At 67.7% G+C, this 19286-nt stretch carries 23 protein-coding genes; 10 read left to right on the top strand and 13 right to left on the bottom strand.

Translation table 11 applies throughout. The features are described 5' to 3' along the window. Window positions 1-32: 32 nt before the first annotated feature. From fghA to ACK4FB_RS02600, 5 genes are all read right to left on the bottom strand, one after another. On the bottom strand, window positions 33-887 hold the full coding sequence (fghA, locus tag ACK4FB_RS02620) for an S-formylglutathione hydrolase (protein ID WP_409747537.1): 855 nt from the start codon (window positions 885-887) through the stop codon (window positions 33-35). An 84-nt stretch (window positions 888-971) separates the two neighbouring features. After that, a complete protein-coding gene (locus ACK4FB_RS02615; RefSeq protein ID WP_409747535.1) occupies window positions 972-2078 on the bottom strand; it encodes a hypothetical protein in 1107 nt (368 codons plus the stop codon). Window positions 2079-2137: 59 nt separating this feature from the next. Then, entirely contained in the window at window positions 2138-2521 is a 384-nt protein-coding gene (locus tag ACK4FB_RS02610; protein ID WP_409747533.1) for a VOC family protein, read from the bottom strand. 30 nt (window positions 2522-2551) lie between these two features. Further along, complete coding sequence (locus ACK4FB_RS02605) at window positions 2552-2956, bottom strand: hypothetical protein (protein ID WP_409747531.1); 405 nt, start codon at window positions 2954-2956, stop codon at window positions 2552-2554. Continuing rightward, on the bottom strand, window positions 2956-4062 hold the full coding sequence (locus ACK4FB_RS02600; protein WP_409747530.1) for an S-(hydroxymethyl)glutathione dehydrogenase/class III alcohol dehydrogenase: 1107 nt from the start codon (window positions 4060-4062) through the stop codon (window positions 2956-2958). Before ACK4FB_RS02600 ends, ACK4FB_RS02605 begins: the two co-directional genes overlap by 1 nt. Before the next feature lie 60 nt (window positions 4063-4122). On the opposite strand from ACK4FB_RS02600, the gene ACK4FB_RS02595 reads away from it, so the two are divergent. After that, a complete protein-coding gene (locus tag ACK4FB_RS02595; RefSeq protein WP_409747528.1) occupies window positions 4123-4833 on the top strand; it encodes an NAD-dependent deacylase in 711 nt (236 codons plus the stop codon). On the opposite strand, the gene ACK4FB_RS02590 is transcribed toward ACK4FB_RS02595, so the two are convergent. Then, window positions 4830-5402, bottom strand: coding sequence for an OmpA family protein (locus ACK4FB_RS02590; RefSeq protein ID WP_409747526.1), 573 nt, complete (start codon window positions 5400-5402; stop codon window positions 4830-4832). The genes ACK4FB_RS02595 and ACK4FB_RS02590 overlap by 4 nt on opposite strands. A gap of 300 nt (window positions 5403-5702) precedes the next feature. Between ACK4FB_RS02590 and ACK4FB_RS02585 the strand changes: the two genes are divergently transcribed. Further along, window positions 5703-6515 carry a hypothetical protein gene (locus ACK4FB_RS02585; RefSeq protein ID WP_409747524.1) on the top strand — a complete coding sequence of 271 codons (813 nt, stop codon included), beginning with the start codon at window positions 5703-5705 and terminating at the stop codon, window positions 6513-6515. Window positions 6516-6552: 37 nt separating this feature from the next. Here ACK4FB_RS02585 and ACK4FB_RS02580 read toward each other — a convergent pair whose 3' ends face one another. The 3 genes from ACK4FB_RS02580 to ACK4FB_RS02570 are packed head-to-tail and all read right to left on the bottom strand — an operon-like array spanning window position 6553 to window position 9851. Next, window positions 6553-7323 (bottom strand): RNA methyltransferase, encoded by a 771-nt coding sequence (locus ACK4FB_RS02580; RefSeq protein ID WP_409747522.1) that lies wholly within the window; start codon window positions 7321-7323, stop codon window positions 6553-6555. 36 nt (window positions 7324-7359) lie between these two features. Continuing rightward, window positions 7360-8823: a tetratricopeptide repeat-containing sulfotransferase family protein gene (locus tag ACK4FB_RS02575; protein ID WP_409747520.1), complete on the bottom strand. Its 1464-nt coding sequence runs from the start codon at window positions 8821-8823 to the stop codon at window positions 7360-7362. 5 nt (window positions 8824-8828) lie between these two features. Beyond that, window positions 8829-9851 carry a S1/P1 Nuclease gene (locus ACK4FB_RS02570; RefSeq protein WP_409747518.1) on the bottom strand — a complete coding sequence of 341 codons (1023 nt, stop codon included), beginning with the start codon at window positions 9849-9851 and terminating at the stop codon, window positions 8829-8831. A gap of 141 nt (window positions 9852-9992) precedes the next feature. Here ACK4FB_RS02570 and ACK4FB_RS02565 point away from each other — a divergent pair, with 141 nt between their 5' ends. Then, the gene (locus ACK4FB_RS02565) at window positions 9993-10514 is read left to right on the top strand and encodes a 3D domain-containing protein (protein WP_409747516.1); all 522 of its coding nucleotides are present in this window, start codon (window positions 9993-9995) and stop codon (window positions 10512-10514) included. Between the two features lie 86 nt (window positions 10515-10600). Next, a complete protein-coding gene (locus tag ACK4FB_RS02560; protein WP_409747515.1) occupies window positions 10601-12061 on the top strand; it encodes an alanine/glycine:cation symporter family protein in 1461 nt (486 codons plus the stop codon). A 58-nt stretch (window positions 12062-12119) separates the two neighbouring features. Here ACK4FB_RS02560 and ACK4FB_RS02555 read toward each other — a convergent pair whose 3' ends face one another. Continuing rightward, window positions 12120-12440, bottom strand: a complete 321-nt coding sequence (locus tag ACK4FB_RS02555) for an Mpo1-like protein (RefSeq protein WP_045319004.1) — start codon at window positions 12438-12440, stop codon at window positions 12120-12122. Between the two features lie 108 nt (window positions 12441-12548). After that, window positions 12549-14405 carry a DEAD/DEAH box helicase gene (locus tag ACK4FB_RS02550; RefSeq protein WP_409747513.1) on the bottom strand — a complete coding sequence of 619 codons (1857 nt, stop codon included), beginning with the start codon at window positions 14403-14405 and terminating at the stop codon, window positions 12549-12551. Between the two features lie 191 nt (window positions 14406-14596). Here ACK4FB_RS02550 and ACK4FB_RS02545 point away from each other — a divergent pair, with 191 nt between their 5' ends. Together ACK4FB_RS02545 and ACK4FB_RS02540 are read left to right on the top strand one after the other, a co-directional pair. Further along, entirely contained in the window at window positions 14597-14806 is a 210-nt protein-coding gene (locus ACK4FB_RS02545) for a flagellar hook protein FlgE (RefSeq protein ID WP_409747511.1), read from the top strand. A 47-nt stretch (window positions 14807-14853) separates the two neighbouring features. Continuing rightward, the gene (locus tag ACK4FB_RS02540) at window positions 14854-15864 is read left to right on the top strand and encodes a ThuA domain-containing protein (protein WP_409747509.1); all 1011 of its coding nucleotides are present in this window, start codon (window positions 14854-14856) and stop codon (window positions 15862-15864) included. A 177-nt stretch (window positions 15865-16041) separates the two neighbouring features. Here the strand turns inward: ACK4FB_RS02540 and ACK4FB_RS02535 are convergent, their stop codons facing one another. Both ACK4FB_RS02535 and ACK4FB_RS02530 read right to left on the bottom strand, forming a co-directional pair. Continuing rightward, complete coding sequence (locus tag ACK4FB_RS02535; RefSeq protein WP_409747507.1) at window positions 16042-16566, bottom strand: hypothetical protein; 525 nt, start codon at window positions 16564-16566, stop codon at window positions 16042-16044. Continuing rightward, window positions 16563-17261, bottom strand: a complete 699-nt coding sequence (locus ACK4FB_RS02530; protein ID WP_409747505.1) for a winged helix-turn-helix transcriptional regulator — start codon at window positions 17259-17261, stop codon at window positions 16563-16565. The genes ACK4FB_RS02535 and ACK4FB_RS02530 overlap by 4 nt, the downstream gene beginning before the upstream one ends. A gap of 57 nt (window positions 17262-17318) precedes the next feature. On the opposite strand from ACK4FB_RS02530, the gene ACK4FB_RS02525 reads away from it, so the two are divergent. The 4 genes from ACK4FB_RS02525 to ACK4FB_RS02510 are packed head-to-tail and all read left to right on the top strand — an operon-like array spanning window position 17319 to window position 19286. After that, entirely contained in the window at window positions 17319-17756 is a 438-nt protein-coding gene (locus tag ACK4FB_RS02525; RefSeq protein ID WP_409747503.1) for a VOC family protein, read from the top strand. A 2-nt stretch (window positions 17757-17758) separates the two neighbouring features. Beyond that, the gene (locus ACK4FB_RS02520) at window positions 17759-18421 is read left to right on the top strand and encodes a dihydrofolate reductase family protein (RefSeq protein WP_409747501.1); all 663 of its coding nucleotides are present in this window, start codon (window positions 17759-17761) and stop codon (window positions 18419-18421) included. 4 nt (window positions 18422-18425) lie between these two features. Beyond that, window positions 18426-18914 carry a VOC family protein gene (locus ACK4FB_RS02515; protein WP_409747499.1) on the top strand — a complete coding sequence of 163 codons (489 nt, stop codon included), beginning with the start codon at window positions 18426-18428 and terminating at the stop codon, window positions 18912-18914. A gap of 24 nt (window positions 18915-18938) precedes the next feature. Next, window positions 18939-19286 (top strand): DUF1428 domain-containing protein, encoded by a 348-nt coding sequence (locus tag ACK4FB_RS02510; protein ID WP_409747497.1) that lies wholly within the window; start codon window positions 18939-18941, stop codon window positions 19284-19286.

Genomic DNA, 19286 nt, shown 5'->3' with positions numbered 1-19286 from the left:
CATGGACATCAAAGCACGGCAAATGGTTCGGTTCAGCCCTTCAACCGGGCCGCATGAAAGGCCACGTGATCGTCGATGAAACTGGCCATGAAGAAATAGGAGTGGTCATAGCCCGGCTGCATCCGCACCGTGAGCTTCTGGCCCGCCTTGTCGGCCGCGGCCTTCAGCAACTCCGGCTTGAGCTGATCGGTCAGGAATTGGTCGCTGTCGCCCTGATCCACCAGAATGTCGTCATACACCCCCGCCGCCGCGCCGGACTCCATCAGCAGGGCCGCGTCGTGCTTCTCCCACTCGGCCCGGTCGTCGCCCAGATAGGCGGTGAAGGCCTTTTCGCCCCACGCACACCGGGTCGGCGAGGCGATGGGGGCGAAGGCCGAGACGCTCTGGAACAGTTCGGGATGGCGCAGAGCCAGGGTCAGGGCCCCGTGCCCGCCCATGGAGTGGCCGAAGATAGAGCGGGTCCGGCTGGTGGGAAATTCCGCGTCGATCAAGGCGATCAACTCGTCGGTGACATAGCTCTCCATGCGGAAATGCGGCGCCCACGGCGCCTGGGTCGCGTCCACATAAAACCCGGCCCCCTGCCCCAGATCATAGGCGTCGTCGTCCGCCACCCCGTCGCCGCGAGGCGAGGTGTCGGGCGCCACGATGATCACCCCGTGCTCCGCCGCCGCCCGGTAGGCCCCGGCCTTGGCCGTGAAATTGTCCTCGGTGCAGGTCAGGCCGGACAGCCAGATCAGCACCGGAAACGGCCCCTTTCCATCGCCATTGGGCCCCGGCGGCGTGAACACCGACAGGGTCATGGGCGTGCCGGTGGTCGCGCTGTCATGGCGGCAGTAGCGCAGCGTGCCGCCGTGGACGATGTGGGTCTTGGTGGTTTGCAGGGTCATGCCGCTTTATCGCCCATGCGGGAGCTTCGTGCACCCCATCCGGGCGTCGAACTTCGTGGGACCGCCCTGATTTTCAGTCGGTGGTCACTGGCCGCAGGCAGCCGCGGCTTCGTCAGCCATACGATCAGCGATGGCTTCATCGACAGGCCCCATCAGGGTTTCTCTACCCAAACTGTGCCCACGGTCGTCGTGAGACACGAAGGTCGCCTGGCCGGGCGCCAGAACTCCCTCGGCGGCGGCGCGCTGGCGGTTCTCGCGTACCTGGGAGTCGATCTGGCCGTAGTGAAGAATCATGGGCGTCGACCAGCGGGCGAGGCGCGCCGCTATGGGCTGGTCGTCGGTGAACCAGGTCTTCCACCACCCATAACTGAAGGCAGCCATCGACGCGCTCGGATAGGGGAGGTCATCCGCAATGGCCAGGCTGCGCGTGCGTTCCGCTTCATAAAGCGCCGACTGGTTGGCCTCCAGCAACTCCAGGTCTGCGGCGGTCCAGGCGCCCTGGGGATGCAGAAAGGGGTCCAGCCGTTCGAATACGGCCGATGGTGTGCGGGTCCAGTGGGCGCGGACCTCCTCATTGGTAATGCGCCCGTCGCCGTCCTCGTCCATCATCCTGAGCGAATCCGCGTCCCGGCCCGACATCTGCCAGCGCAGGGCGCTCAACTTGCTTTCCATCGGCGCGCCCATGCCGATGATCAGATCCGGCGCCGCCATGCCAGCGTCGGCCCGGCCGGCCAGATGCACAACGCCTTCCGAATGCACGAAGTAGACGACGCACCGCGCGTTCAGACCGTCCGCCGAGCGCGCCCAGGCGTCCACCGCGCCCACATCGGCGCTGAGCGATTCCGCCGTGATCCCGGGGTAGGCTTCCGGATCCAGCATCTCGGCCGGGGGCGCGCCGTGACGGACGCCCCGTCGATCGAACCGTACGGCGACCATGCCCCGCTCGGCGAACCGCGCGCCGAGGTCGGCGAACAGCCGGTCTCGCGGCGTGCCCGTCCGACCCAGGGCCACGTCCCGGTCAAAAGCCCCGGTGCCGGCTACCAGGATCACGACGCCTTGCGCTTCGCCCTGGGGCATATCCGTCTGGCCGTGAATCACATGGCCGTCTGGCGTGGAGATGGCGAACACGTGCTCGGGCGCCTGTGCGGCGCCCGCATGAAGAACGGTGACAGCGGCAAGGAGCGTCAGCATCGAAACCTCCGACTTTCGATGCTGACGCTATGGTGCAAGGCATGCCCTGCCAAGCGACTTCATTTCGGCCTGTGCATGGCGCAGATCTTGTTGCCGGAAGGGTCGCGCAGATAGGCCAGCACCAGCTTCCCGAAAGCGCCGTTGCGTTCGCCGGGCGGGTCCTCAATGGCCTTGCCGCCCGCCGCCACGCCCGCGTCGTGGAAGGCCTGGACCATCTCGGGGGTTTTCGCATGAAAACCGATGGTGCCGCCGTTGGCGTGGCAGGCGGGCTCGCCGTCGATGGGCTTGCCGATGGCGAAGGCGCCCCGCTCCGTGCGCCACCAGAACCGCCCCTTGGGGTCGGGTCCCTGAGCCGCCGGAATGCCCAGCGCGCCGAGCGCCGCGTCATAGAATTGGCGCGACGCCTCGATGTCGTTCGCCCCGACGGTGATGTGCGTGAACATGATGCTCTCCCCTGCGCCAGTTTGGCGACCTTATTCCTCCGGCTGAATCAGCCGTTGGCCTCGATTTAGAGCGGCCTGAACCGCCACAGCCTGAGCCTCGGAATACTCGCCGCGAACAAGACGGAAACGGAATTGTCCCTCAACGATCTCAAGCACTCCGATAACGCCTTCGGCCCCGATATTCATGGGGACGCCCAAATCCACGACAACGCGAAAATCGTTGTCCGTAAAAACTAACGAGTCACGACGGCAAGCAATCGATTGGACGTCATCAAACCCGTCTGGAAAGGCTAGCGGCGCACGAGCGTTGGCGACCGAGTAGCCCGGAGCGGGCTGGTGCGTGTAGCCGCTGCCTCCGGGGTGCGGAATGATTACGGAGCACTGTTCAGAAATACCCTGGGAGGCCGCGATCAGTAGAGCGAGAACAACGACCATCAGAACACCACCACCGACCGAATGCTCTTGCCCTCGTGCATCAGGTCGAAGGCCTTGTTGATGTCTTCCAGCGGCAGGGTGTGGGTGATCATCGGATCGATCTCGATCTTGCCGTCCATGTACCAGTCCACGATCTTCGGCGTGTCGGTGCGGCCGCGCGCCCCGCCGAAGGCCGAGCCGCGCCAGACCCGGCCGGTGACCAGCTGGAACGGGCGGGTCGAGATCTCCTTGCCCGCCTCGGCCACGCCGATGACGATGCTCTCGCCCCAGCCCCGGTGGCAGGCCTCCAGCGCCTGACGCATGACCGTGGTGTTGCCGGTGCAGTCGAACGTGTAGTCCGCCCCGCCGCCGGTCAGCTCCACCAGATGGGCCACCACATCCGCATGGTCCTTCGGATTGACGAAGTGGGTCATGCCGAACTTGCGGCCCCAGTCTTCCTTGTCCGGGTTCAGGTCCACGCCGACGATCATGTCGGCGCCCACCATCTTCAGGCCCTGAATGACGTTCAGCCCGATGCCGCCCAGGCCGAACACCACGCAGTTGGCCCCCGGCTCCACCTTGGCGGTGTTGACCACCGCGCCCACGCCCGTGGTCACGCCGCAGCCCACGTAGCAGGCCTTGTCGAAGGGCGCGTCCTTGCGGATCTTGGCCAGGGCGATCTCGGGCAGCACGGTGTAATTCGAGAAGGTCGAGCAGCCCATGTAGTGGGCGATGGCCTGGCCCTTGTAGCTGAACCGGCTGGTGCCGTCCGGCATCAGGCCCTTGCCTTGCGTGCCGCGGATGGCGGTGCACAGGTTGGTCTTGCGGCTGAGGCACGACTTACACTGGCGGCATTCGGGCGTGTACAGCGGGATCACGTGGTCGCCCACCTCCACCGAGGTCACGCCCGTCCCCACCTCCACCACCACGCCCGCGCCCTCGTGGCCCAGGATCGAGGGGAAGATGCCCTCGGAGTCCAGCCCGTCCAGCGTATAGGCGTCGGTATGGCAGATGCCCGTGGCCTTGATCTCCACCAGCACCTCGCCCGCGCGGGGCCCTTCCAGATCGACCTCGACGATTTCGAGGGGACGTTTGGCTTCGAATGCGACGGCGGCGCGGGTCTTCATGGGCAGGCTCCAGAGTGATGGCCCCCCTTCTAGGCCATGCCGGGGATGCTATGAAACCGCATGAGCAAACGAAATCTCGTCGTCCTGACCGGCGCCGGCATCTCGGCCGAATCCGGCGTGCCCACGTTCCGGGCGGCGGACGGGCTGTGGCTGGGCCACCGGGTCGAGGACGTGGCGACGCCCGAGGCGTTCGAACGCGACCCGGCGCTGGTGCAGGACTTCTACAATCAGCGGCGCCGGCAACTGGCGACGGTGCACCCCAACGCCGCCCACCGGGCCCTCGCAGAACTGGCGGCGCGGTGGAATGGCGACTTCCTGCTGGTGACCCAGAACGTGGACGACCTGCACGACCGCGCCCATGCGGAGACGCCGCCGGGGCCGGGATTCAACCTGATCCACATGCATGGCGACCTTCGCAAGGCGCGCTGCACGGCTTCCGGCGTGGTCTGCGACTGCCCCGGAGATCTGGAGCCGGACCACGCCTCTCCCCACCATCCGGCCGGGCGGCTGCGGCCGCACATCGTCTGGTTCGGCGAGATCCCGCTGGAGATGGACCGCATCGAACAGGCGCTCGGCGGCTGCGACCTGTTCCTGTCCATCGGCACATCGGGCGCCGTCTGGCCGGCGGCGGGGTTCGTGCAGCTGGCCCGCATGGCGGGGGCGCGGACGGTCCAGATCAATCTGGAGCCGACCCGGGGCGGCCACCTGTTCGACGAAGCCGTGCATGGCCCCGCCGGACAGATTCTGCCGCCCTTTCTGGCCGACCTTTAGGACAGGACGACGATGGCGACGCGGCGGTTCTGGGCGCGGCCTTCAGGGGTGTCGTTGGAGGCCACCGGTTCCGACGGACCGTAGGAGATGGTGGACATGCGGTTCAGCGCCACGCCCTGACGGTTCAGATAGCGCCGCACCGCCTCGGCCCGGGCAAGACCCAGTTCGTCGTTATAGGCTTCGCTGCCGGTGGAGTCGGTGTAGCCTTGGATTTCAAGATAGACGTTGGCGTTCTCGGCGCGCAGGCGCTGGGCCAATTCACTGAGGCGCTGCTCGGCCTCCGGGGACAGGCTGGCCACATCGGTGGGGAACTTCACCGAGTCGTCCGACAGCACCACCTCATAATGAAACTTGCCTTCCGCCAGCACATGGGCGGCGTTGGCGCGGGCCAGGGCCTGACCGGCGGTGCCCTCCACGGTCGAGACCCGGGCGTCAGTCGCCGTCACGCGGTCATCGACCACCTGTACATTGTCGCGCACAAACTGATGGCTGGCGCAGGCGCTGGCCATGAGGCCCAGGGCGGCCACGGCGGCGCCGGTCTTCGCCAGTCGGTAAGTCGAGGTGCTCAAGTTCTTCACTCCATCCCTTGGGGTGCGCCAGGCCCATCGCCGCGCAACGTCACGTTTTTCGGCGCGCGCGGCGGAGTGATGACGCGCTTTTGACCGGAAAATGTCAGCTTCGCCGTAGAAACGATGCCTCTCTGTCAATAGTATTGTTCTTTGAGGAACTCCCTTCGCTCTATCTGCGTTGGGCCGCACGAGCCTATGGCCAGACGCGGACCGAAAATGATCTATCACTGATCTCATTTTCATGGCTACATCGTCTCAGGACGCCACGATGATGACGCGGACGAACTTTTTTCTGAGGCGGTGAGCGTTTTTTCCATATTCGACGAACGTAGGCCTCGACGTGGCGGCCTGTGGCTGCGGTTCGGGGTGCTGCTGGCGGTCAGCGCCATGCAGTTCGCCCTGTTCATGAGTCTGTCGCGCGTCGGGCCGACCCAGATGCTCATTGCGCCCCCGCCCATGATGGTGAGCCTGGTCACGCCGCCTTTGCCGGCGTCGCCTCCGCCCGTCACGCCTGAGCCCATTCCCGAAGACGCACCCGCCGCCGAAGCGGCCCCCGCGGACACAGCGCCCCGGGTCGCGCCGCCTTCACCACCCCCGCCGCCGGCCAGACCGCGCCAACCGCCGCCGCCGCAGGTGGAGATCGTAGCGTTGACGCCCTCCCCGCCCGCACTGCCGGTTCTGACGGCGTCGCAGACGGCAGGGGCGCGCACCGCCGGACCCGGCGCCGGAGGCGGCTCCGGCGGCGCAGGCTCCGGGTCCGGCGCGGGCGGGACCGGCGGCGGCTGCGACATGGTGCGCCGTTTGCAGGACGCCCTGCGGAGCAGCGCCTCCGTGCGCGCCGCCATCGATACGGCCGACCGCCGCCTGAACGCCTCAGGCCGCGCCATCCAGGTCTGGGACGGCGACTGGCTGAGAAGCGGCGATGAGGCGGGCAAGGGACTGGCGGGGGTGCGGCAGGCCATCGCCCTGGAAGTGGCGTTCGCCCCCGCCGATTGCCGCGCCGAGCCCATGCGCGGGCTGGTGGTTCTGTCGCTTGGCGACGCGCCCGGCGCATCCCGCATCGCCCTCGGAACATCGGCCTGGCGCTGGTCCGACCTGCTGGAGATCGACTGATCGCTATCTCCCTTCGCCCCTTGAGGGAGAAGGAACCTTATTCCCCCCGCGCCTTCTCCGCCATCTTCGCCAGCAACCGGCCGCGCCCCTTCGACAGGGCGTGGATCACGCCGCGAAAGGTGGCCACTTCCTGCTCGGTGAAGGCGGCGCGGCCCAGCATGACGCGCAGGTTCTGGCTCATGGAGCGCTTCTTCTCGGGCGGATGGAAGAAGCCCCCGGCGTCCAGTTCGGACTCCAGATGCTCGTACATGCCCAGCAGCAGGTCGCTGGACGCGGGCGGCTCGCCCTGGCGGAACTTCGGCGGCGGGGCGTCCAGCACAAGCATGCGCCACTCATAGGCGTTGATGGCCACGGCCTGGGCCAGGTTCAGGGAGTGGTGGCGCGGGTCTATGGGGATGGTGACGATGCCCGAGGTCAGGGCGATGTCGGTGGTCTCCAGCCCCGCCCGCTCGCCGCCGAACAGCAGGCCCGCCTTCAGGCCCGAGGCGGTGTCGTCGTAGAGCATGCGCGAGGCCTCGCGCGGGGTGCGCACGGGCTGGCGGGTCTCGCGGGGGCGGGCGGTGGTGGCGAAAACGGTGTTCAGGTCGGCGATGGCCTCGGCCACCGTATCGAACACGCGCACCCCCTCCAGCACCCAGTCGGCGCCGGAGGCGGTGGCCCAGGCGCGGTCCTGCGGCCAGCCGTCGCGCGGCGCCACCAGCCGCAGCTCGGTCAGGCCGAAGTTGGCCATCACTCGCGCCACCGAACCGATGTTGTCGGCCATTTGCGGCTTGTCGAGGATGACGGCGGGCGGGGTCAGGTCGGTCATGTCGCTCCCCTACAGCGCCGGGCGCGTCGGCGAAAGTCAGGCCCGGCCCAGGGCCGCCTTCAGCGACCCCAGATGGGGTTCGTAGTTGCGCCAGCGGCCCGAGGCCCGGCGATAGAGCGGCTCGCGCACCTGCCACACACTGGCTGTCCGCACAGCGTTGTCCAGGGCGTGGAATGACAGGCAGCCATCCTCCCAGTCCAGACCGCAGAAATTCAGCAAGCCGCGCACCTTCTCCTCGGGCTCGGCCACCAGGGCGTCGTAGTCGAGGGTGTAGATGTCGTCCGGCCACAAGGATTTCCAGTGATCCATCAGCCGCTCCTGCTGGATCAGCCAGTGGGCCGCGTCCTCCAGATCCAACGCCCATGGCATGGCGTGGCCCAGGTGCAGGAACCAGCACGACAGGCAGTTGTCGAGCGGATCGCGGCGGGTGTGGATGATGCGCGCCCGGGGGAACAGGGTCTTGATCAGGCCCACGTGCAGGAAATTATCCGGCCGCTTGTCTGTGACCACATCGGCGCCCGGCAGGCGAGTATGCAGGCCGTCCAGATAGGCCGCACGCAGGAACGCGATGCGCTGGCCATCCAGGTCCTTCAGGCTGTGCGGCCACGGTTGCAGTTCACGGCTGACAAGAGCGGGCAAAAGCTCAAGCTCGCCTCCCGGCGTGACCCGGCTGTGGGCGGCGAGTATCTGTTCGGTCAGGGTCGAACCGGAGCGGAACATTCCGCAGATGAAGATGGGCGCTTCTTCGCCCTCGCCGCCGCTCGTTGCGTTTGGAAACGCCGCGATGAGCCCGTCCACCACAGCCTCCTGCGCCCCCCGGTCATAGCGGGCTCCGGGCGGGCCGGAAATCAGGCGGCTGTCACGGTTGGCCTGTGCATAGACCGCGAAGGCCTCGTCGAAGGCTTTCGCCTCGTCCAGCATCCGCCCGAGGGCGAAGCCAAGGTCCGCCCGCGCCATACGCTCGTCCGGCGTCCCTGAGCCGATGACCTTCAGAGCCGCACGCAGCCGGGCGATCAGCGAATCGTCAGGCCCCGAGGCCCGCGCGACGCCCGCCAGTCGCGCCAGCGCCAGAACATTGCCGGGCTCCAGCGCCAGGGCCTGTTCATAGGCCGCGCGGGCCGGATCGCGCCGGCCCCGATCCTCATGCAGATTGCCCAGATTCAGCCAGGCGGCCGCGAAACGGGGATTCAGTGTGAGGGCGGCCTGCAGTTCGATCTCGGCCTCATCCGGCCGGTGCAAGTCCTCCGAAAGGATGACCGCCCGGTTCAGACGCGCCTCCTCGGGTCCGCGCACGTCCTGTTTCAGCGCCTGGTCATAGGCCTGAAGCGCCGCTTCCGGACGGCCGATCCGCCGGCGCAATCGTCCCAGATCGAACCACACGTCGGGCAGGCCGGGCTGCAGCGCCAGCAAGGCCTCGAACGCCGCCGTCGCCTCCTCCAGCCGCCCGGCGTTCTGATGGTCGACGGCCCGCCTGAGCCAGTCTTCGGACGACGGAGACAAAGGGTTCAGTCCGTCCCGATCATGGCGTCCCAGGGATCGGCGGTTCCGGCCTCCACCTCTGCAACCGCCACGGCCGGCCAGCCCACGCGGGCGTTGGCGCTCTCGCGCCAGGCCATTACGATCAGGTCGCGCAGTTCGCCCGCCCCGGCCCCCAGCCGTTCCACCGCAAAGGCGGCGCCGCGGGCGTCGCCCTCGTTAAAGGCGCCGTCGCGCTCCAGCCGGTAGAAGGGCGTCACCTGGACAAGGCTCTGGCCGAGATAGCGGGCGGTTCGCCGGTCGATGGCCGCGTCTCCCAGATCGGCGTCCGGCATGGCGGCCTCCACGGTGTCCAGCCGCGCAACCCGCCGCACATACGCGCCCTCGAACAGGCCGTGGGTCTGCCGGGAACGGGTGAAACCTTCCGGATTGGGGGTGTCGCGGTCCCAGCCGTTGTAATGAATCGAGGTGTGCAACGGCTGGCTGGCGTCCCCCACATAGTGGGACCAGACGCCCAGATCGCGGATGAGAAGGCCCTCGCGCCGACGGCGGTCCTCGGCGTACCACGCGCGCCTGGCCGGATCGGTCTCGCGGGCCTCGGCGGCGTTCAGCACGCGCCAGTAGGCGAAGTCGCGCACCAGTTGCTGCCAGCCGTCGATGAGGGCGTAGTAGAGCCAGCCGGCCGTGTCGACGCTGAGCCCCGCCTGCGTCAGCCGGGCTTCATATTCGCTGCGCAGCTCGGGCATGGCGTCGATGTGCGGCCCCTGGGGCGTCAGCACGTAACCGTTGTCGTCGAAATCAATGAAATGCGCCGTGTCCCGCTCCCGCGCGTGGGTGCGCGGTCCGCCCTTCCAGCGGTCCGGCTCGCGGGCCAGTTCGCCCACCTCGGTCGCGGCCTCCGTGGTGCGCAGGAAGGCGGGAATCTCGTCCGGCAGCGCCCGCATGGCCGCCACCGCGATCAGCCGGTGCCCGGTAGCGCCCCAGGCGCCCACATCGGCGGCGGGCGCGGCGATCAGGGCCACCGCAGCGAGGGCGATCAGGGTGCGTTTCATGGGGCGACTCCGATGATGATGGATGCGACTTAACGGATCGGGCGGACAGGCTCTACCGCCTCGCCACTTTTTCGCCCGGAGAGTGCGTCATTCAGCCCCCGCCGGCGATCACGGGGGCCGGCGCCACCCGAGTCCGAATTCATGCTGACCATCGCCGCCGCCATGGCCGCCCTGATGATGTTGTTTGTGGATCCGGCCCAGGCCGACCCCGCGCCGGAAGGCCCCGTGGCCTACACGCACATCGTCGCAGAGGAACAGGCTGAGGCGGAGGCGCAGGCGCTGCTGGAAGCGTCGCTGCACGAAGCCGAGCCAGACTGGCGGCTGTCGGCCCGGCTGTATCATGCGGGCGGGGGCGGCGCGACGGGGAGGGATTCCCTGGGTTGCCCGCCGGTGGCCATGCGTACCGTGGCGGTGGATCCCCGCGTGGTGCCGCGCCGCACCCGCCTGTACATCCGCGAAACGGTCGGCCTGCCCCTGGGCGATGGCCGCACCCACGACGGCTTCTGGTACGCATCCGACACCGGCGGGGCCATCAAGGGCGCCAAGATCGATCTCTACACCGGCCACGGCCGCGGCTCGATGGCGCCGGTCATGCCGCTGAACCTGGCGACCCTGACGGTGGTGGACGCAGGCTCGTTCGACGGCTGTCCTCCGGCGGAGTAATCCGGGGGCTGGTCACGTCGTCCGTTTACCGTCTAAGTAACCCCGAGTAACGGCCCGTGAGTGCGGGCGTTGGGGGATTATCCGATATGACGACACCGGCGCCGCAGGGCATCGAGGCCTTCTATGAGGCCGTGACCAACGTCAGCGATTTCATCTGGGCCGGGTTGTGGAACGGCGAGGCGCTGATTCCCTTCCCGCCAATGGTCATCGTGCTGCTGGGCGTCGGCGCCTGGATCATGATCGGCCTTCGTTTCTATCCGATCCTGAAGCTGGGCGAGGCCTTCGCCGGCCTGTTCAAGAAAGAGAAGTCGGGCAAGGGCGAGATCTCGCCCTTCGCGGCCCTGTCCACCGCCCTGTCGGGTCAGGTGGGAACGGGCAATCTGGCGGGCGTGGCCACGGCCCTGACCCTCGGCGGCCCCGGCGCCCTGTTCTGGATGTGGATCACGGCCCTGTTCGGCATGGCCCTGGCTTTCGCCGAGGGCTCCCTCGCCATCCGCTATCGCTCTGTCGGCCCTGACGGCGCCTATCGCGGTGGTCCCATGAGCTACATCATGATGGGCCTTGGCAAGAAGTGGACCTGGCTGGCCGTCCTGTTCTGTCTCGGCACCCTGTTCTCGGCGATCGCGACCGGCAACATGATCCAGGCGAACTCCATCGCCTCGTCGATCACCAACCTGGCGCCGATCCCGTCATGGGGCGCGGGCGTCATCGTCGCCCTGATCGTATTCGTGGTCATCATCGGCGGCATCAAGTCCATCGGACGAGTGGCGGAAAAGGTCGTGCCGTTCATGGCCATCGCCTATCTGCTGATGGCCCTGCTGGCCCTGATCCTGAATATCGAGGACCTGCCGGCCTCCTTTGCCCTGATTTTCGGCAGCGCCTTCACCGGCACCGCCGCCACCGGCGGCTTCCTCGGCGCCGGGGTCATGATGGCGATCCGGGCGGGCGTGGCGCGCGGCCTGTTCTCCAACGAGGCCGGTCAGGGCTCGACTCCCATGGCCCACGCCGTGGCGCGCACCGACGATCCCGCGCGTCAGGGCCGTTTCGCCATGATGGGCACCTTTATCGACACCATCATCATCTGCACCATGACCGCCCTGGTCCTGCTGACGGTGCAAGGCGCCTTCCCCGCCGGCGACGGCACGGTTGAGCACGTCTGGAACTCGGACCTGCGCGGGTTCGAGATGACCCTGGCGGCCTATTCGGCGGTGTTCCCGCACCTGCTGTTCGGCTCCACCACCATCGGCGGCTTCGTGGCCTCGGTCGTGCTGATCATGTTCGTGTTCACGACCCTGCTGACCTGGAGCTACTACGGCGAGCGGGCGGCGACGCATCTGTTCGGAACGAAGGTCGCCATTCCTTGGCGTCTGCTGTGGGTGGTCATGATCATGGTCGGCGCGGTGCAGGAGATCGAGTTCGTCTGGCGCTTCGGCGACATCGCCAACGCGGCCATGGCCCTGCCCAACCTGATCGCCATCGCCGCCCTGTCCGCCGTGGTCTTCGCCCTGGCGCGAGGCGAGAAGACGGCGGGCAAGGATCACGAGTGATCGCCGGGTCACCGCGAGACTGATCAGAGGCGGCGCTTCGGCGCCGCCTCTTTTGGTTTCAGAACTTCCGCTTCCCGCTGACCGTCTCGAAGAACAGGCGGAAGTCGCCCATCAGGCTCCACAGGGGGTATTTGAAGGTGGCGGGCCGGTTCTTCTCGAAGAAGAAATGCCCCACCCACGCAAAGCCGTAGCCGATCAGCGGCATGGCCAGCAGCCACCACGGGTTCAGGGTCACGATGGCCAGCGCCAACGCCCCGAACACCAGCCCTGTCCCCACCACATGGATGCGGCGGCAGGTGCGGTTGGAATGCTCGTGGATGTAATACGGATAGAAGGCTTCGAACGACGGATAGCGTTCGGCCGCTGCGGGCTGGGTCATGGCGTCCTCCGGCCCCAAGCTTGCGACGGCCCCGGCCTCACTGCAAGTCGGAGGCGGTGTCGCCAGACATCTCCCTTCTCCCGCAAGGGGAGAAGGGTATCGCTGAGCCTACTCTGACCGGTGCTTCTTCTTGAACGCCGGCTTTCCGGGCTTGGCGCCGGGTTTGAAGCCGGGCTTGGGCTTGCCCTTGTAGGGCTTGCGCTCGAACGGGCGAGCATCGCCTTCCGCCCGCGGCGGCGCCGAGGCCGTCCGTTCGGGGCGGTAGGGCGCGGGGCGGTTCTGGGCGTTGTCGTCGTCGCGGCGCTTGAACGGCTTCTTGGGGCGCGGTCCGCCATAGCCCTGGTTCGGGGCCTCGGACGGGGTGATCGCCACCTCGGCGCCCTTGGCCGCCTTCACCGAGGCGAGGAACCCGGCCTGGGCCGCCAGGGAAATCTCGAACCGGGTCTCGTCGGGGAACACGCGGATCGAACCGATGTCCTTCTTGGTGATTCCGCCCAGACGGCAGATCAGCGGGATCAGCCATTTGGGGTCGGCGTTCTTCTGGCGGCCGATGTCGGCGCGGAACCAGGTCACCTCGTCGGGCTGCAGCCGGTCGGTGGGCCAGGCGGAGGCGTTCGGCGCCGCGCCGGGCTCACGCCGTCCGCGCGGCCCCTCGCCCGGGTCCACCAGATCCTCGGGCGCCGGCATTTCCTTGCGCATCAGACGAACGAGCGCGCACGCCAGTTCTTCCGGCGTGCGCTCGGCGGCAAACTTCCTGGCCAGGGCGAAGTCCTCGTCGGTCACGGTCTGGTCGAAAATCGGGGTGGCCAGCAGGCGCTCTTCATCCCGGGCCAGAATCTCGTCGATGCCCGGCGCGGCGCTCCAGGTGGCTTCCAGCCCGGCTGAGCCCAGCAGCATCTCGGCCTTGCGGCGGCGGGTGGAGGGGACCAGCAGGACGGAGACGCCCTTCTTGCCCGCGCGCCCGGTGCGGCCCGAACGGTGAAGCAGGGTCGCCTTGTTGACCGGCAGTTCGGCATGGATCACCAGCCCCAGATCGGGCAGGTCCAGGCCGCGCGCCGCCACGTCGGTGGCCACGCACACGCGGGCCTGACCGCTGCGCAGGGCCTGCAGCGCATCGGTGCGCTCGCGCTGGCTCAACTCTCCCGACAGGCCGACCGAGGAGAAGCCGCGCTCGCGCAGGGCCGCCTGCAGATGCTTGACCGCCTCGCGGGTCGAACAGAACACCAGGGCGCCGGGCGCCTCGAAGAAGCGCAGCACATTGACCACCGCGTGCTCGATCTGGTTCGGCGCGATGCGCATGGCGCGGTATTCGATGTCGCCGTGCGGCTGGCTGCGGTTGGTGGTGTCGATGCGCACCGCGTCCCGCTGATAGCGCTTGGCCATGGTGGCGATTTCGCGGGCGATGGTGGCCGAGAACATCAGGGTGCGGCGCTCTGCGGGCGCCTGCTCCAGGATGTATTCAAGGTCCTCGCGGAAGCCCATGTCCAGCATCTCGTCGGCTTCATCCAGCACCACGACCTTCAGGGCCGACAGGTCCAGATTGCGACGGTCGATGTGGTCCTTCAGACGGCCGGGCGTGCCCACCACGATGTGGGCGCCGACGTTCAGGGCGCGGGCTTCCTGACGCGCGTCCATGCCGCCCACGCTGGTGGCGATGCGCGCGCCGGTGTCGGCGTAGAGCCAGGTCAGCTCGGTGGCCACCTGCATGGCCAGTTCGCGCGTCGGCGCGATCACCAGCGCCAGCGGGGCGCGGGTCTGGCCGAAGCGCTCCGCCTCGCCCAGCAGGGTCGGGGCCGCCGCCAAACCGAACGCCACCGTCTTGCCCGAGCCGGTCTGGGCCGAGACCAGCAGGTCGGCCTCGGTCAGCCCCGCTTCCAGAACGGCGTCCTGTACGGCGGTGGGTTCGGCGTAACCGCGCTGGACGAGCGCGCGATCGAGCGCGGGGTGAATGGCGGGAAAGGGCATTGGGAACCTGATCTGGACTTGGGCGGCCGTGGAAACGACCGCGCCCGGCCGGTTGTGCACCGGGCCGGGCGTTGGAAAGCGGGCACTATACACGAATAGCGGCGGTATTGCGTTCACTTATGGATTCACCCTGTTCCTGAACGGTCCGGTTACGCCGTCGCGTCACTGTGGCGGGGTAAGAGGAGACCGCCATGCAGGCCCTGTCCATCGCCGCCGCCGGAATGACAGCCGCCGCCGAACGTTTCGACGCCTCCGCGCGCCGCACCGCCGTCGCGCCGCTGGACAACCTTGCCGAAGACACCGTGGAGCGGATCACGGCCGAGCATGCGTTCAAGTCCAACGCCGTGGTCATCCGCACCGCCGTCGAGATGATCGGGACCCTGCTGGACAAGACGGTTTAACCCGCCCTCCCCCGCCGCTAGACTCCTGCCGTTCGCGGGAGGAAACCATGATCCATCGCCGTCAGGCGCTGCTGGGCGTCGGCGCCGCCGCCCTGGCCGCGCCCTCCATCGCCCATGCCCGGCCCCGCCGGGCCCAGCGCGTGCTGTATCTCAGCCAGTCGGTCGGATGGCTGCACGATACGGTGGCCCGGCCCGACGACGGCGGTCTGGCCATGTCGGAGCTGGCCATGACCCAGATCGGCCGCGCGTCCGGCGCCTTCACCACCCGTGCGACCCAGGACGCGTCCGAGATCACCTCCGCCCTGCTGGCCGAGCTGGACGTGCTGGTGGTCTACACCACCGGCGCCCTGCCCATTTCGCGGCAATCCTGGCAGGCCGTTCAGGCGTGGCTCGCTTCGGGCCGGGGCGGGTTCGTGGGTCTGCACAGCGCCGCCGACACGGGGATGGACTTTCCTGGCGGGCGCGAGGCCTGGGTCGGCATGGTCGGCGGCGATTTTGCGGGCCATCCGTGGAATCAGGGCGACGCCGTCAGCATCCGCAAGCACGGTGGCCATCCGACCGTGGACATGTGGCCCGAGGTCTTCAACTACCGCGAAGAGATCTACCAGTATCAGGGCTTCGACCCGACCCGGGTCCGGGTCTTGCAGAGCCTGGATTTCGCCGGGACGCCCACAAAGCGACCGTGGGCCGTGCCGGTGACCTGGGTGCGCCAGATCGGCCATGGGCGGCTGTTCTACACCAACCTTGGTCACACCCCATCCACCTGGAGCGACCCGCGCTTCCGCGACCAGATCGTCCAGGCCGTGCAGTGGGCGGGCGGCGCCGGGCGGATCGATGCGGACCCCAACCCCGTGGATCAGGCGGCGGACGCCATCGCCGCCCTGCTGGCGTGGTCGGGCGACGATCCCGCCATCGCGCAAGGACTGACCGACCAGCGTCCGGCCTGGCTGCTGAGCATGGGCCGGCGCATCACCGCCCTGATCGAGCACGAGGGCGACGACGACGCCCTGGCCGCCGCCGCCACGCCCCTGCGGCGTGAGGTGTTGGAGAGAGCGTAGGCCTGAGGGGCACTTCCAGGATCGCCGATGCCGAGGGTCCGCTGCCAGGCATAAAGCCTAGGGGGCTCACGACCCGAAGCGGACGTTACAGAATTCCGCTTTCAAACTCTGACAGGCGCACCGCCCTGACATTTCATGCCTGTGCCACTTTCCGCAATGGTGGGCGGAAAGGCATCTTCATGGAACAGAGAAGTCCGTCACCCATAGCTCCCATCCGCCGAACTCGCCCGCCGGTCTAAGGTCCCCGATGAAAATGATCGGGTAGGCTACCCAACCGCCACGACGACCGTTTCGAACGCTGCTCAAATACTCGTCCAATGCCTCTCGCCGTCCCGGTGACATGGCCCCGGTCCGGACACCAAAGCCGACATTGGCGCAACTGGGCGAGGTGAAGCCGCTGTGCAGTTCGTCCGACTCGTAGACTCCTTCGACAGCGATGGTCCTTCCGCCAAATGACATTCTGTCAGCATAGGCCGAGCACAGACTGATCGGAGCCAGGTTGGCAGACGTCTGGAGCGAAGCCTCGGCGGCATCAACGATCTCGGGCGTGACGGTGTTGGGTGCCCACGCTGCGACCGCCAGAACGAACAATGTTGCGGATAGCTTTGCCATGGAGCGAAGGTCGCAGATCGAAGGTCCGCTTTCCACCCTTTGCGGCGATTTGGGGCGGCTGCTTTTCGGCAGGTCGCCTGCGTAAATCATGAGTCCCTGACCTGAAGCGCAGCCTTGGGCGGCAGGGCGTACAGATCGATGAATCGCTGGGCCAGGGCCTTGTCGCCGGTAACCGTCAGCGCGCCCGCCGCCTCCATCGCCGTAAGGGGCTGATCCCCATACACCGCCGCCGCAGTCATCTCGGGCGCGGCGGTGATGGCGAAGTCGGCGCCCTCCACCTCGCCCCGAGCAACCACCAGCTCCCCGTCCGCCAGTTGCGCGCGATAGGTCTCGTCGCCGAACAGGAAGCCGGCGTCCAGCCGCAAATCCCCTGCCTTTTCACTGTCGATCATGGTCCTGAGCGACAGCATCATGGACACTCCGCTCAGCGGCAGGGTCGGGTCGTGGCCGGGCGACCGCGCCGCCCAGCGCCCGAGGGTCATGATGATCGGCTCGGCCTCGCGGCCCCAGTCGGTCAGGTCATAGACCTGCACAGAGGCCGGCGGCGGCAACTTCCGGCGCGTGACGATGCCGACAGCCTCCAGCCGCTCCAGCCGCTGGGTCAGCACATTGGCGCTGATGCCCATCAAATCCGCCTTGAGATCCCCGAACCGCTTGGGCCCCAGCATCAGTTCGCGCACCACCAGCAGCGCCCAGCGCTCTCCGATCAGCTCGAGCCCGTGGGCGGTGCCGCAGGCGTCGTTATAAACACGCCCGGACTGCTTAGTTATTTTTTCTAACTTCATACTTGCACAACATAACAGATGGGGGCAGGGTTTCCATCACAACGAACGGAGAGCCCCATGACGCGGATGATCTTCATCAACCTGCCCGTTGCCGACCTGAACCGGTCCATCGCTTTCTATGAAGCCGTCGGCGCGGTGAAAAACCCCCTGTTCTCGGACGAAACCGCCGCCTGCATGGTCGTGTCCGACGTGATCCACGTCATGCTCCTGACCCACGCCAAATGGTCGACGTTCACCGACCGGGCCATTCCGGACGCACACAAGAGCGCCCAGGTGCTGCTGTGCCTCTCCGAGGACAGCCGCCAGGCGGTCGATGACGCGACGGCGCGCGCCGCCACGGCCGGCGGCCTCGCCGATCCCACGCCCACCCAGGACTTCGGCGTCATGTACGGCCGCAGCTACGCAGACCCCGACGGCCACATCTGGGAAGTCATGTGGATGGACCCGGCCGCCGCCGCGCAGGGCGCCGGGGCGCTCGAGCCCGCGGGAGCCTGATCATGCGCCGGCTCCACGTCGCCGCCTTCGTCAGCCTGGACGGTGTCATGCAGGCGCCGGGGGGGCCGGAAGAAGACCGTTCGGGCGGCTTCGCCCATGGCGGCTGGGTCGTCCCCCATTTCGACGAGGCGCTGGGCGAGGAGGTCGACCGCTTCTTCTCCCCGCCCCGGGCGCTGCTGCTGGGCCGCAAGACCTACGACATCTTCGCCGCCCACTGGCCGCACCAGACCGACGCCTTCGCCGATGCGCTGAACGCCATGCCCAAATATGTGGCCACCCGCGCCCCGCGTCCGCTGGACTGGACCAACAGCCAAGCCATCGGGCCGGACGCCGTGTCGGCCGTGCAGGCGCTGAAGGCCGGGGACGGCCCCGACCTGCTGACCCAGGGCTCGGCGGACCTGATCCAGTCGCTGCTGAAGGCCGATCTGGTCGATCAGTTCACCCTGCTGATCTTCCCTGTCCTGCTTGGTCGCGGAAAGCGGCTGTTCGGCGGCGAGGCCGCGCCGGCGGGCCTCGAACTGGCTGGCTCGCGCACCACCGACAAGGGCGTCGTGGTCGCCCGTTATGAGCGCGCAGGCGAGGTTCCCAGCGGCTCCTTCGCCATGGACACACCGTCGGAGGACGAGGTGAAACGCCGCGCCGACATCAACGGCAAACCGGATTAATCCAATGACCGACAAGATCATCCCCTGCATCTGGTACGACGTGGGCCAGGCCCGCAAGGCCGCTGAATTCTACGTCTCCCTGGGCCTGCCCGACAGCCGGATCGACGGCGTCCACGCCAGCCCGGCCGACAACCCCTCGACCGCCGAGGGCCAGGAGCTGGTCGTCCAGTTCACCCTCGCCGGCCGCGAGTATCTGGGTCTGAACGGCGGTCCGACCTTCCCGCAGACCGAAGCCGTTTCCTTCATGGTCATGACCGACGACCAGGCCGAGACCGACCGCCTGTGGGACGCCATCGTCGGCAACGGCGGCGCCGAAAGCCAGTGCGGCTGGTGCAAGGACCGCTGGGGCGTCAACTGGCAGATCACGCCGCGCCGCCTGATCGAATTCTACGACGACCCGAACCCGGCCCGCGCCAGGGCCGCCTTTCAGGCCATGATGTCCATGAAGAAGATCGACATCGCCGCCCTGGAGCGGGCAGCCGCAAACGCCTGACCCCATGCCCAAAGGAGACGACCCATGAGCTACGTTGACGGATTCCTCGCCGCCGTGCCCGACGCCAACAAGGACGCCTATCTGGAGCACGCCAAATTCGCCGCCGACATCTTCAAGGAGTTCGGCGCCGAGCGCGTCGTCGAATGCTGGGAGGACGATGTGCCGGACGGCAAGGTCACCGACTTCCGCCGCTCGGTCCAGCGCAAGGACGGCGAAAGCGTGGTGTTCTCCTGGATCGCCTGGCCGGACAAGGCGACCCGCGACGCCGGCTGGGCGAAGATGATGGAAGACCCGCGCATGGCCAACATGGAGATGCCGTTCGACGGCAAGCGCATGATCTACGGCGGGTTCAGCCCGATTCTGGACGTCTGA

The sequence above is a fragment of the Brevundimonas sp. genome (genome assembly GCF_046299535.1).
GTDB lineage: Bacteria > Pseudomonadota > Alphaproteobacteria > Caulobacterales > Caulobacteraceae > Brevundimonas.
The sequence above is the reverse complement of the archived record's forward strand: the minus strand, read 5'-3'. Positions and strand labels throughout refer to the sequence as shown.